Origin of the sequence: Ureibacillus thermosphaericus, assembly GCF_002370195.2 — a bacterium.
GTDB lineage: Bacteria > Bacillota > Bacilli > Bacillales_A > Planococcaceae > Ureibacillus > Ureibacillus thermosphaericus.
Window position 1 is genome coordinate 2,390,629 of sequence record NZ_AP018335.1, and the last position, 13,885, is coordinate 2,404,513.

Sequence of the window (13,885 nt, forward strand, 5' to 3'; positions counted from 1 at the left end):
GATTTATTCTACATGATATTTATTCGTTTCATCTTCTTCAAATCGATTATAGCGCCTTTTAAACAATTGGAACATGTATGTCACTAACACTTTCAGCAAGGCATATCCTGGAATTCCTAATACGACCCCAGCCACACCAAATAATGAACCCGCTGTTAATAATACGAAAATAATCGTAATTGGATGAATCTTTAATGAAGAACCCATGATATTCGGTGTAATAAGCTTTCCTTCAATTAATTGTACTATCGTCCATACTATAATTAATTTCAACACCATCAATGGTGAATTTACGATTGCAATGATGATGGCAGGTGTGATGGCGATGGCTGGCCCTAAATAAGGCACAACACTTGTAATCATCGCTAAAAATCCAAGTAAAAACGCATAATCTAACCCAATGATTAAAAATCCGATTGTCATCATGACGCCGATGCAGAAAGAAACTAAAATTTGACCTTGTATGTAATGACTGATTTGATGATCCATTGCTTTCATCACTTTGGATGCATCATTTCGCATGCGAGGAGGAAAAATACTTAAAATGAATTTTGGGAATTTTTCTCCTTCATATAATAGATAGAATAAAATAAACGGTACTGTTACTAAAGATAAAACGATTCCCGTTACCGTTGAAACAAATCCTGTGATGCCACTCGCTACAGTAGTTGCTAAATTCGCAAAAGTTTCCCTTACCGTCGTAATTAAATTGTTCGTTACATCCAGTAATACTCGGTCATAATCAATATTGTATTTTGAGAATAGTTCATTCACACCAGAATTATTTAAAAACGTAACAGTCCCTTCTACAACTGCCATGAAATAAACAGGAAACTCATGTACTAAATTCGTAAATTGATCCCGCAAAAATGGAAAGACAAGTAATACCAATAATGTAATGGCGCTAATCGCAATAATGAATATTAAAAAAATTGACCAAATTCTCGGGATCCACCGTTCCAACAAATACAATAACGGTCTAAATAAATAATATAAAATGACAGCAAGAACTCCTGGGAGTATTACTACTTCAAACAATACTTGAATCGGATAAAAGATAAACGAAACTTTATTAAAAACGAAAATTACGCAGCCTAATAATAAAAGAACGATTAGCGAGAAAAGTAAATTTTTACCTCCAAGAAATCGAATGTATTTTGTTGTCTGAAACATAGAATATTTATTTTGTTTTACTTCTTGCTCTAATTCTTTGTCTTTTTCCAAAAAATCACCTCATCAAATTTCGACAAAATTATTTTATCATGAATAATTTCTGAAAAAAACTTCTCTACTCCCCTATTTTTAAAAATTCATGCAATTTTTTCTTATTGGCCTCCAAGTCGATTTCAATGACCGATCCTGCATGTTGATAGGAGTTAAATCGATATGTCCCTTCTACAGGAATTGTCATCTTTTCGATGGAAGGTGATCCACCTTTTGCAATTGATAAAGCAGTTTTTAGTTCCTCTACTGAAGACATATCCGTGATGATATAGCCTTGTGCTGCACCGATAAGTTTTGGTAAATTTTTAACATTTTGCGGCTTTAACAATTCGTCTTTTAATGCTTCAATGACTTTTTGTTGACGCTCTACCCTTCCAAAATCGCCTTCAGCATCGTGTCGAAATCTCGCATATCCTAATAATTCTTTACCGTTTAAACGTTGCAAACCTTTTGTTAAGGTTACACCAATATAAGCGGACATGTCTTTTTCAACTTCTATTTCAATACCATTTGGTGCTAAAATATCAATCATCGCTTCAAAGCTTTTGAAATCAATCACCATATAATGATGAATCGGGATTTCAAACATATGATTCAATGTATCCTTCAACAGTTGTACCCCACCTAAATAATAAGCGGTATTTAATTTCCAACGATCATATCCTGGTATATCTGCATAAATATCTCGCATGAAAGAAACTAACTTTAAATCGTTGGTTTCTTTATTCCAAGAAAGAACCATCATCGTATCGGATCGGGATTTTTCCTCTCCCCTACTATCCACACCAATTATTAAATAATTCTCGATTTTTTCTTTAGGTTCATCGGGTGTAAATTCTATTTCTTCTTTATTCTCTTCGCCAGCCAGTTCTAACCCCGTACGATATTGGTGAATAGAATATGCAATGATTGCAATCAGCACAATGAAAATTGAAAATAGTATTACTCTACCTTTACGTAAACGTTTTTTCTTATAACGTTTTTCACTTCTACTACGAACTTGATTTTCTTCCATATTCATTCCCCTCAGACATATAACTTTATAAAAATATAACGATAATCAAAACGATAAGTTCGATATCAATTATTATACTATGCTATTTTACGAAAAGCTTTTTTTGTATATAAAAGTTGTAAATTTGATACTATAAAGTTATCTTGTAACATTGTTAAGAATTTTAAGCAATAGGAAGTGAAAAAAATGGAAAAAGCAACATTTGCTGGTGGATGTTTTTGGTGTATGGTAAAACCATTTGTTGAATGGGAAGGTATTGAAAAAGTAACGTCAGGTTATATGGGAGGACATGTTGAAAATCCTACATATGAAGATGTAAAGTCCGGGAAAACTGGCCATTTAGAAGTCGTTCAAATCGAATTTAATCCGAATATTTTCCCATATGAAAAACTACTTGAAGTTTATTGGATGCAAATCGATCCAACGGATGATGGAGGACAGTTTCATGATCGCGGAGAATCTTACAAAACAGCTATATTTTATCATTCAGAAGAGCAAAGAATCTTAGCGGAAAAATCGAAAAAAGAACTGGAAGCAAGCGGCAGATTCAAAAAGCCAATCGTAACTGAGATTCGACCTGCCATGATATTTTATGAAGCAGAAGAATATCATCAAGATTATTACAAGAAAAATCCCGAACATTACCTTGAAGACCGGAAGAAATCCGGAAGAGATGAATTCATTAAAAAATACTGGAATAAATAAATGTTGAGCGGTTAAAAGTGTGTTACTTTTGCCGCTCTTTTCATTTCTTTTAAAAACGCTCATTATGATTTGAAAGTTACTTCCCTGCTTTCCTAACTAAAAAACTTCCTTTTTATTTATCGGTAATTAGTTTACATAATATTTATATATTCATCTTAAATGGTGAAAAGTATTATTCAATAATCGATAGAAACATTCAATGTAACTGGGATTGGATTTAGATCTACTCATTACCTAAAGACTTTCGTAACCTATATCATTTCGTAGAACAAAATTGCTATAGGTGAAAATGATTAGATCATATCCATTTTTTATAAAACAGTAGTGAAAAAATGCGAAAATTATTGTAAAATTTAATTATTCATTTCAATATTCCTTTTTATACCTTTTTATTCCATTATATCCCAGTTAATCGGAGGGAATGAGCATTGACTACATATGTTACAAATACTCGTTCAAATGAACCAACAATTTTTAACTTCACTGGAAACAAAATCAAAACAGAAGACAGAGAAATTGATGTATTGGTAAAATTTGAGGAACCTTTAGTCGTTGTACTGGGTTCTGTATTAGATGATGAAGAATGTGACAGATTAATTGAATTATCAAGAAATCGTCTTCAACGTTCCAAAATTGGTGTAGAAAAAATTGTTAGCGATATCCGAACTAGTAGTGGAGCATTTTTGTCGGATGTTCAAGATGACCTTGTATCAACAGTTGAAAAAAGAATTTCTTCTATTGTAGGTATCCCTGTTGAACATGCGGAAGGTTTGCATATTTTAAATTACAAACCTGGACAAGAGTATAAAGAGCATTTTGATTATTTCGCAGCAACAAGTAAAGCAGCAAGCAATAATCGAATTTGTACAGTTGTTTTATATTTAAGTGATGTGGAAGATGGCGGAGAAACCTATTTCCCAAAACTTGGATTAAAAGTGTATCCTAGAAAAGGAATGGCTGTATATTTTGAATACTTTTACAACAATCAAACATTAAATGAATTAACATTACATGGCGGCGCTCCAGTTAATATAGGTGAAAAATGGATTGCAACGCTTTGGTTTAGAAGAAAGAAACTCGATTAATTTAATATGACAAATTCCCTTCTTTTCTTAAATGTCATTGCCTATACATTATAATCCCCTTTTGCATTCCCCTTCCTACATAAAAATGCAGAATTGGATTACTCATGATTCCAATTCTGCTTATATTTTTGGTAACCAGTCACCATTTCATTACGTTGTTTTTATTCTATTCTTTCAAACTAATTCATCGTTGAATGCCAAACCTTCTATAGCTTTTCCCTTCACTTCTTGATATAATGGTGCCATTATGTGTAAAAGAGAAAAAGAAGTTAAAATTTAACTTTTTTGCACATCGAAGTAGTATTAAAGGAGGAACTTACATGATTCAAGTAAGTAATGTAGGTCTTCGTTATGGTGATCGCAAACTTTTTGAAGATGTAAATATTAAATTTACGCCTGGGAACTGTTATGGTCTCATCGGAGCAAACGGAGCGGGAAAATCTACGTTCCTTAAAATATTATCAGGAGAAATCGAACCACAAGAAGGTCAAGTAATCATAGGGAAAGACCAACGTTTAGCAGTATTAAAACAAAACCATTTCGAATATGACGAATATACGGTATTAGAAACAGTGATTATGGGACATAAGCGCCTGTATGACGTAATGAAAGAAAAAGACGCCATTTATATGAAAGAAGATTTTTCAGATGAAGATGGCATGCGTGCTGCCGAACTAGAAGCAGAATTTGCAGAATTAAATGGTTGGGAAGCTGAATCAGAAGCAGCCACTCTCTTACACGGTTTAGGCATTAGCGAAGATAAACATTATATGAAAATGGCTGATTTAGAAGGTTCAGAAAAAGTTAAAGTATTGCTTGCTCAAGCACTGTTTGGAAAACCAGATGTGCTGCTATTAGACGAGCCAACAAACCACTTAGATTTAAAAGCTATTCGTTGGTTGGAAGAGTTTTTAATCAACTTTGAAAATACTGTAATCGTTGTTTCGCACGATCGTCACTTCTTAAACAAAGTATGTACACACATTGCTGATTTAGACTTTGGACGAATTCAAATTTATGTGGGGAACTATGATTTCTGGTATGAATCTTCCCAACTAGCTTTAAAAATGGCACAAGAACAAAATAAGAAAAAAGAAGAAAAAATTAAAGAGTTGCAAGAATTCATTGCCCGTTTCTCAGCAAACGCTTCTAAATCAAAACAAGCGACTAGCCGTAAAAAAATGCTCGAAAAAATACAATTGGAGGATATTAAACCATCCAGTCGTAAATATCCTTATATCAATTTCCAAATGAATCGAGAAATTGGTAATGACTGTCTTTCTGTAGATGGCTTAACTGCAACGCAAGATGGCCAAGTGCTATTTAAAGATATTCGTTTCATAATGAATCGTGACGATAAAATTGTGTTGCTAGGAAATCCTTTAGCAAAATCCGCATTGCTAGATATATTAATGGAAGAACGACAAGCTGATAGTGGTACTTTTAAATGGGGTGTTACTACTTCAAGAGCTTACTTCCCTATGGATAACTCAAAATACTTTGAAGGCACTGAAAAAACATTAGTCGATTGGTTGCGCCAATTCTCTCCAGAAGATCAAACTGAAACATTTTTACGCGGTTTCCTTGGCCGTATGCTCTTCTCAGGAGAAGAAGTGAAAAAATCACCTTCCGTGTTATCCGGAGGCGAAAAAGTTCGCTGTATGCTAGCAAAAATGATGCTTTCTGGTGCAAATGTGTTACTACTAGATGAACCAACAAACCACTTAGACTTAGAATCCATTCAAGCTCTGAACAACGGTTTAATTGCCTTTAAAGGTGCTATGATTTTCACATCCCATGACCATCAATTTATTCAAACAATAGCAAACCGCGTCATTGAAATTCAAGATGACGGGACTATTCTTGATAAACAATGCACATATGACGAATTCCTTGAATGGAAAGAAGCGCAAGGATTATTGTAATTTAGTGCAAGGCTGTTCGGATATTATTCCGACAGCCTTTTTTGTGTATACATTAAGATTAGGTGAACAACAACACTTTATAGGATTATAACCAACATTCTTAGCAAGTTGCTTGCTCCAACGATAAACCAAACGATTTAATAGTCAAAATGATGAATATAATAGTCATTCTTTAAAAAATATTAGTCAAACTTACATCGATAATAGCCAACCACTAATTTTCCGTTTCAAAAATTTGTTTTATTAGTCAAAATAATCGATTTAATAGTCATTCTTCCAGTTATAATAGTCAAATTTTCATTAATATTAGCCAATCGCTAATTTTTCGCTTCAAAAATTTGTTTTATTAGTCAAAATAATCGATTTAATAGTCATTCTTCCAGTTATAATAGTCAAATTTTCATTAATATTAGCCAATCGCTAATTTTTCGCTTCAAAAAATTGTTTTATTAGTCAAAATAATCGAATTAATAGTCATTCTTCCAGTTATAATAGTCAAATTTTCATCAATATTAGCCAATCGCTAATTTTTCACTTCGAAAATTTGTTTTATTAGTCAAAATAATCGATTTTATAGTCATTCTTCAAGAAATAATAGTCAAATTTCTATAAATAATAGCCATTCAATAAATAAACCTATTTTAGTTTACATAATATTATTATCATTGATTTAGTGTTTGAATTTATATAAAACTATATAATGATAAATACTAACCAATGAAAGGAGTCGATAACACTGAAGGCTTTTTATCTTTCTCTCTGCTTTTTGTTCCTGTTGATTGGCTGCCAACCCCAAGAAAACACAAATAATCAAAACGATGTTTCCCCAACCGATCAAAATGCTTCAGAAAATAATCATGAAGACTTAAGTCAATTTTTTAAACCTGATAAATCCATTGCGAAGTTCTTAGGAGACGGGAATGAATTTGCAACGTATACTGAAAAAACAACTTGGTTGGACAAAGAATATGTAGGCACGATTGTCGATAACGGCGGCGTAACCATGATGAATATTTACAAAATCGGCGATGATAAAATTGAAATCATTTACAAAGAACCGGTTGACCACGATGCAACTTTCCCTGGATTAGAAGAAATCAAATCAATGCAGCCAATTGAAACTTATTTTGCAAAACCAATTCAAGTCGGTACAACGTTCGGCAATTGGAAAATTGTCGACACAGGTATAAGTGTTGAAACCCCATATAAAACATTTGAAGATGTAATTGTATTTGAAGAAAACGGTGATAACTATGTAAACCGTAAATATTTCGCGGAAGGATTTGGAGAGATTAAAACTGAATATATAATGAATACAGATCAAGGCGAAAAATATATTGTCACTTCCACTTTAGAATCCATTACAATGGATTAAAGTTTATACTTAATACTCAGCAATCACCAGACAAAAGGAATAGAAAAACCGAACGATTTTTTGAAACTCTATATTTAGTTTCAATATCGTTCGGTTTTTATTGTTATTGAAATAACAAAATACATATTAAATTTTATGAAAGTTCATTTTAGTTCTAACCCTACCCTCTTCTCCCATTATTCTGCGCCTTAGCCATCTAGAATATAAATTTCCAGTATTTCTGAGCATCTCGTACAATTTTCTCAAAATATGTTTCCCTAGTTTTTCTGATGGAGACAACGTATTTCATGTAAAACTCATTTTCTTAGTGGGCATTTATAATTGTTGCTATATAGGATGATACATGTATAACTTCTACCAAATTCTTCTTCAATAGCAATTTAATTTTTAAAATAGAATCTTTATCAAGCATATTATGCTGTGCAATCATTCATTAAATTTGAGCTCTGCTTCGCAATCATATGATTAATTTTATATATATAAATCTATGAAAATCATTTTCTGTTACTTTTGACTTATTTAATATAATGCATCTATTTTTAGAGAATAATTTCTACCCTTTTACATACGTATTAATGAGGAATTTCTCACTAGTGTCGCATTAAAAAAATTTAACACCTTCAAACAAACCGAATTTTCTGAAATATAATCCAAACACAAAAAAATCCTTTATAATGGTTTGGTGGTAGTAAACCTATCCAAATCCAATATAAAGGAATTTCGATAATGGATAAGTTTACACGAAAAACATCATTTGAACAATGGTTTTCACCGATTAATCGTCCATTATTTGACGACCTAGTGAAAACTCATCAATTAAATCACTATACCAAGAAGCTTTATATGGCTTCATTTATGAAACTGCTTTTGTATGCCCAACTCCATGAAACCGAGAGTTTACGGGCGTTGAGTGACGCTGTCTTTTTAGAAGAATTACAACGAGCAACGGGATTGGAATCGATTAGTTTTTCACAGTTAGGGAGACGAATCAACGCCATTCCAACGGTTTTCTTTCAATCGATTTTTCTTGATTTAGTGACTCAAATTCATGAGAAAACACATTTTCAAAAGCGAAGAAAGCTGACAACGCCACTAAAAATCATTGATTCGAGTACATTACCGCTTGATTTGACCCATCATAAGTGGGCAGAGTTTCGAAAAACAAAATCAGGAGTAAAGCTTCACTTACGACTTGTTTTTATGGAAAAAGGACTCTCCTATCCAGATCAAGCCGTACTCACGAATGCCAACGAACATGATCGTGGTCAACTAGAAGTATTCGTGGATGACAAAGAATGCATGTACGTGTTTGATCGTGGTTACTTGGATTATGGGCGCTTTGATCAAATGACGGAAGATGGCTATTTCTTTGTGACCCGTTTGCGTAAAAACGCTGTTGTCCGAGTGTTAGAATCCTTTTCGTTACCAGAAGATTCACCCGTATTCTCTGATGAAATGGTTGTCATTGGGACACCACAAAATCGTTCTGAAAACGTGTTTCGCTTACTCAAATTGCAGGATACAAAAGGAAATGAGCTTCATTTACTGACAAATCGTTTTGATTTAAGTGCAGTTGAAATCGCTGAAATCTACAAGTCACGCTGGGCGATTGAACTGTTCTTCAAATGGATGAAGCAGCACCTGAACATTAAAAAATTCTACGGTCACAGTGAACAAGCTGTGCATAATCAAGTGTACGTAGCCATGATAGTGTACTGTCTGAATGTTTTAGCTCAGTTGAACACGAATAGCGAACGCAGTTACTTACAAATTAGTCGCTATTTAAAGGCTTCTTTGTGGAAATCCGCTCACATTTGGTTACGAAAAATCGAAGGAAACGGCGTCCCATAAAGGTTTGCCAGTCGTTGTTGCACAAGTCATAGGTTATAGTAAAAAAATGGATGTTTACTACCCTCGCTTAGGTGTTTTCGTTTTTTCTCTAAAGTCCAGAAAAAAATAAAACTGAAAATTCAGACATCATTTATGCGACGGTAGTGGGAATTTCTGAAAATATGTAAGAAATTTCTTGAGAATTCTAGAATTTTACAAAAAGGAGGTTTTTTATGGTATTAGGATTTATTGGGCTTCTAGGTAGTTTAGCATTAATGATTTATTTGACGATGAGAGGCGTAAACTTGCTGATTGCAGCCCCTTTCGCAGCATTTATAGCAGCAATATTAAGCGGTATTACAATTTTCCCACAATTAGCTGCTGAAGGAGTTCCTGATTTTATCACAAGTTATATGGGCGGATTTACGGGATTCATTAGTTCTTGGTGGCTCATGTTCTTAGCGGGAGCAATATTCGGAAAAGTGATGGAAGATAGCGGTGCTGCAGATAGCGTTTCAAAATGGATTATCGAAAAAATCGGTGCTAAACATGCCATTTTAGCAGTTGTTTTTGCATGTGCTGTTCTTACTTATGGTGGTGTTAGTTTATTCATTGTTGCCTTCTCAGTATTCCCAATGGCATTAAGCCTATTTAAAGAAGCCAATTTACCAAGAAGATTCATCCCTGCTGCTTTGGCATTGGGATCCGTAACGTTTACGATGACTTCTGCTGGTTCACCGGAGATTCAAAACTGGATTCCAATCCAACACTTAGGAACGACTCCATACGCTGGGTGGCAAGTTAGCTTAATTGTGGCCATTTTCATGGCAGTCGCAGGGTATTTTTGGCTAAAATGGATGGTCAATCGTGCTGTTGCGAAAGGTGAAAAATTTGTTGCCAAAGAAGCAGATAACCTAGATAAAGGGGAAAATCGTGCACTTCCTAGTCCTTTACTTAGTCTTTTGCCATTAATCGTTGTGCTCGGGTTTTCGTTTATTTTCCATGAAAAGTTAGGAACATCGGCATTAATCATCGCTCTACTAGGTGGAATTATTACAACTTATCTTATTAGCTTCAAGTATATGCAAAATCGTGATAAAGCAATTGCAGAAGGTGCACTGGGAGCCGTGATTGCCATTGCGAATACAGCAGCTGTGGTTGGTTACGGCGGAGTTGTGAAACAAACAGAAGCCTTTTTAACGACAGTTGATTATATGACGAACATCCCTGGCAGTCCACTTATTGGTGGTGCTATTGCTGTTGCTGTATTAGCAGGCCTAACGGGTTCATCTTCTGGCGGTCAATCTATCGCTTTACCATTAATTGCACCACATTACTTAGATATGGGGGTTAATCCGGAGCAGTTGCATCGGGTTATCGCCATTGCTTCAGGATCTTTAGATACATTGCCACATAGTGGTTACGTTGTTACAACCATCACTGCCATTGCACAAGAATCGCATAAAGATGCTTATCCAGCAATGGGCGCTTTAACAGTAATTATTCCGTTACTCGGAACTATTCTAGCAATCATTCTATTCTCTTTAGGTTTATAAAAATAATGTTGGAGGTCCAAACATGAAAGGAAAAACACTTTTTGTTACAGGAAGTGCACAGGGAATTGGATTTGAAATCGCAAAAAACTTTGCGGAAGCGGGTGCAAATGTCGTCATTTCGGATATTCATCAAGAAAAATTAGACCAAGCATTAAAGGAATTACCTGATAATGTTTCAAGTGTTGTCTGTGATGTAACAAGCGAAGAACAAATTAAACAGGCAATTGATTTCACTGTTGAAAAATACGGTTCGATTGACATTTTAATAAACAATGCAGGCATACAACATGTAGCGTTCATTGAAGATTTCCCTACCGAAAAATTTGAATTAATGATTAAAATTATGTTGACTGCTCCATTTATTACGATGAAATATGCGATTCCACATATGAAAAAGAATCAATTCGGCAGAATCATCAATATCGCTTCGATCAATGGTTTAATTGGATTTGCTGGAAAGTCAGCATACAATTCTGCAAAACACGGTGTAATTGGTCTAACAAAAGTAGCCGCATTAGAAACAGCACCGCATCAAATAACTGTGAACGCGATATGTCCAGGCTATGTAGATACAGCTTTAGTTCGAGGACAATTTGAAGATTTGGCGAAAACTCGCAATATAGCAGTTGAAAATGTGTTAGAAGAAGTCCTTTACCCTTTAGTTCCTCAAAAGCGGCTAATTTCGGTAGATGAGATTGCTTCTTTAGCGCTTTTCTTAGCTAGCGATGCCGCTAAAGGAATTACAGGGCAAGCAGTTGTGTTAGATGGAGGTTATACCGCTCAATAAGCGAATGTTCAACATTTACTTAGATTGAAATAGTAATTAACATAATTTAAAGCAACATCTTCTCTTGGGAGAAAATGTTGCTTTTTGAATTGTTGTTTGAAGTTTATTATTCATTTACAACTTGTTCTTCTGTATCCTCATCAATTTTTTCATTCGTAGTTGGAGGTAAAATTTCTTTCTTCACAGTTTCGTCAGTGATTTTACTACTTGCATATTTCTTTTTCAATTCGAAGTATACATCCAATACTTCTCGGGCAATTTGATTGTTATGTGAAATATATTGGCTAAAGTTTGTTGTCACCCAAGGAATCACCACAGCATAAGCAACCTCAGGGTTTTCAAATGGAGCAAAGCCAACATGAGATACTGTTTGAGTTAATGTGCCAAATTTTTCTCGAATCGGACCATAGTAAACTACTTCCGCAGTACCTGTTTTCCCTGCTGCTGTAAACGGTGCATTTGCAAATTGAGCGCGGGCAGTACCCTGGCTGCCAATATATACTCTGCGAAGCCCTTGTTTTACATGATTAATTTCTTCTTCAGTATTTGAGATTCTATTCAAAATTTTCGGTTGGACTTCTTCAATTAACGGCCCTAAAGTTTTTCCATCTTTAGATGGTTCACGAATTTCTTTTAATAGTCTTGGCTGCACTCGATATCCACCGTTTGCTACCGTTGAAATATATTGCACCAATTGCATCGGTGTATACGTATCGAATTGTCCGATTGCTAAGTCTAGAATTTTACCAGGAGTATCCATTTTTCCTTGGAATCCTGCAAATTCATTCGGTAAATCAATTCCTGTATTGACACCTAAACCAAATTCAGCATAACCATTTCTCATTTTTTTCAAAACATCTTCTTTTAATTGTAGCCCCATATTATAGCGATAGTTTACTCCACCAATTTTCATAGCAATTTGGAACATATAGGAGTTTGAAGAACGCTCTAACGCTGTTAAATCATTCATTGCAATGCGGCCACCTCTGTTGAAGATGGAACTTTTCGATTTTGTACCTGCAAGCTTAATTGGTTGGTCAATTAAAACTGTACCAGGTTTTATAACGCCCTCTTTATATCCCATTAATATAGTAGCCGCTTTCACCGTTGAACCGGCTTCATAAGCTGTCGTAAATGTTCCGTAAGAATAATCAATCACATATGGTTTTCCCGTTTCTGGATCCTTTTCTATTTTCTTTCCAACCATCGCCAGTATTTCACCAGTATTCGGATTCATCATCACGAAAAAGGCACGATCCAATAAGGAAGATCCACCCATCGATTTTAATTGCAGCAATTTCTCTTCAACAATTTTTTCAGCAGCTGCTTGCAATTCAATATCGATCGTCGTTACCAAATCATTCCCAGGTTTCCCTTCAAAGGTCGTAATCATATCGATGACTTCGCCTTTTTTGTTCGTAATATTTTTCACAACAGATTTATGGCCTTGAAGTAATTCTTCATATTGCGATTCAAAATAACTTTCTCCAACCCGATCATTTCGAGAATAACCACGGGCTAAATAATAATTTAATTCAGACTTTGGAATCCCCTTACTAGGGACTGTTGTTCTACCTAATACCGATAAGGAACTTAACTTCACCCTTTTCCAATCGGTCGTCGTATTGACACCTGGCAATTCATATAATCGTTCAGAAACACGTGCAAACTCTTCATCGGATACATTTTCACTTTTAATAATTTGTGGAGACAAATAATATCCAGAAGACATTTCACGATAAATTGCTAACACTTCCAAATCAAAAGGCGTTAGCTCCGCCAATTCTTCTTCGGTAATTCGATCTCTCACTAATTGGTCGATTTCTGCTTGAGCCTTTTTCTCATCTTCATGTTTTTCCTTTATTTTTTTCTCTTCTGCTTTCGAAACTTTTGCATAGGCTTTTTCTGTATTTTTTAAAATCCAAAAGTCTTGCTTATCACGAAGCGTTACTCGTTTCGTTGGTTGTTCAATTAGCATAGCCAATTTTTCAGCGACTTCTAACATTTCTTCTTGAGACGTTGATTGAAACTTTGTATATGTAATGGCGTTTTGCGGATCGTTATCTACGAGAATTCTTCCATATCGATCATAAATTCTTCCACGGGGAACACTCGTATTGACCGCTACTTCTTCCGTTCTTTCTATTGCCCGAACATATTCTTCTCCTTTTACGATTTGTAAATAACCTAAGCGAAAAATGAGCATGGAGAACAAAACAAAAATCGAAATAAACAGGACGTTCATTCGAAATGAAAGACTGGTACGAGAGTTTCCTTTATTGTTTGTTTTCTTTACATTTCGCATATGTCCCCCCCTTTCAAAAAAACCCATACATGCTCTTTAGTATATCATTTTAAAGTTTGAGAAAAAAGGAGATTCCCT

10 protein-coding genes are annotated in these 13,885 nt (G+C 34.7%); 7 read left to right on the plus strand and 3 right to left on the minus strand.

Translation table 11 applies throughout. From position 1 onward, the window contains the following. Positions 1–3: 3 nt before the first annotated feature. Positions 4–1,173: an AI-2E family transporter gene (locus UtA1_RS11470; protein ID WP_040764551.1), complete on the minus strand. Its 1,170-nt coding sequence runs from the start codon at positions 1,171–1,173 to the stop codon at positions 4–6. Positions 1,174–1,288: 115 nt separating this feature from the next. Further along, positions 1,289–2,239 carry an LCP family protein gene (locus UtA1_RS11475; protein ID WP_016838117.1) on the minus strand — a complete coding sequence of 317 codons (951 nt, stop codon included), beginning with the start codon at positions 2,237–2,239 and terminating at the stop codon, positions 1,289–1,291. Between the two features lie 186 nt (positions 2,240–2,425). Between UtA1_RS11475 and msrA the strand changes: the two genes are divergently transcribed. The 7 genes from msrA (at position 2,426) to UtA1_RS11510 (ending at position 11,502) form a co-directional block, all read left to right on the plus strand. After that, positions 2,426–2,944, plus strand: coding sequence for a peptide-methionine (S)-S-oxide reductase MsrA (gene msrA / locus UtA1_RS11480; protein ID WP_016838118.1), 519 nt, complete (start codon positions 2,426–2,428; stop codon positions 2,942–2,944). A 428-nt stretch (positions 2,945–3,372) separates the two neighbouring features. Beyond that, positions 3,373–4,029 (plus strand): 2OG-Fe(II) oxygenase, encoded by a 657-nt coding sequence (locus UtA1_RS11485; protein WP_016838119.1) that lies wholly within the window; start codon positions 3,373–3,375, stop codon positions 4,027–4,029. Between the two features lie 320 nt (positions 4,030–4,349). Then, positions 4,350–5,954 (plus strand): ABC-F family ATP-binding cassette domain-containing protein, encoded by a 1,605-nt coding sequence (locus tag UtA1_RS11490; protein WP_016838120.1) that lies wholly within the window; start codon positions 4,350–4,352, stop codon positions 5,952–5,954. A 775-nt stretch (positions 5,955–6,729) separates the two neighbouring features. Beyond that, positions 6,730–7,329 carry a hypothetical protein gene (locus tag UtA1_RS11495; protein ID WP_096551137.1) on the plus strand — a complete coding sequence of 200 codons (600 nt, stop codon included), beginning with the start codon at positions 6,730–6,732 and terminating at the stop codon, positions 7,327–7,329. 726 nt (positions 7,330–8,055) lie between these two features. After that, positions 8,056–9,180: an IS4 family transposase gene (locus UtA1_RS11500; RefSeq protein ID WP_096551139.1), complete on the plus strand. Its 1,125-nt coding sequence runs from the start codon at positions 8,056–8,058 to the stop codon at positions 9,178–9,180. A gap of 212 nt (positions 9,181–9,392) precedes the next feature. Next, positions 9,393–10,715 carry a GntP family permease gene (locus UtA1_RS11505; RefSeq protein ID WP_096551141.1) on the plus strand — a complete coding sequence of 441 codons (1,323 nt, stop codon included), beginning with the start codon at positions 9,393–9,395 and terminating at the stop codon, positions 10,713–10,715. A 22-nt stretch (positions 10,716–10,737) separates the two neighbouring features. Then, positions 10,738–11,502: a 3-hydroxybutyrate dehydrogenase gene (locus UtA1_RS11510; RefSeq protein ID WP_016838966.1), complete on the plus strand. Its 765-nt coding sequence runs from the start codon at positions 10,738–10,740 to the stop codon at positions 11,500–11,502. A 106-nt stretch (positions 11,503–11,608) separates the two neighbouring features. Here UtA1_RS11510 and UtA1_RS11515 read toward each other — a convergent pair whose 3' ends face one another. Next, a complete protein-coding gene (locus UtA1_RS11515) occupies positions 11,609–13,807 on the minus strand; it encodes a penicillin-binding transpeptidase domain-containing protein (RefSeq protein ID WP_096551143.1) in 2,199 nt (732 codons plus the stop codon). Positions 13,808–13,885: the final 78 nt, after the last annotated feature.

Excerpts from the sequence above, each read along its gene's own strand:
- UtA1_RS11470 (WP_040764551.1), bottom strand. The coding sequence starts at position 1,173 with ATGTTTCAGACAACAAAATACATTCGATTTCTTGGAGGTAAAAATTTA.
- UtA1_RS11475 (WP_016838117.1), bottom strand. The coding sequence starts at position 2,239 with ATGGAAGAAAATCAAGTTCGTAGTAGAAGTGAAAAACGTTATAAGAAA.
- msrA (WP_016838118.1), top strand. The coding sequence starts at position 2,426 with ATGGAAAAAGCAACATTTGCTGGTGGATGTTTTTGGTGTATGGTAAAA.
- UtA1_RS11490 (WP_016838120.1), top strand. The coding sequence starts at position 4,350 with ATGATTCAAGTAAGTAATGTAGGTCTTCGTTATGGTGATCGCAAACTT.
- UtA1_RS11500 (WP_096551139.1), top strand. The coding sequence starts at position 8,056 with ATGGATAAGTTTACACGAAAAACATCATTTGAACAATGGTTTTCACCG.
- UtA1_RS11505 (WP_096551141.1), top strand. The coding sequence starts at position 9,393 with ATGGTATTAGGATTTATTGGGCTTCTAGGTAGTTTAGCATTAATGATT.
- UtA1_RS11510 (WP_016838966.1), top strand. The coding sequence starts at position 10,738 with ATGAAAGGAAAAACACTTTTTGTTACAGGAAGTGCACAGGGAATTGGA.
- UtA1_RS11515 (WP_096551143.1), bottom strand. The coding sequence starts at position 13,807 with ATGCGAAATGTAAAGAAAACAAACAATAAAGGAAACTCTCGTACCAGT.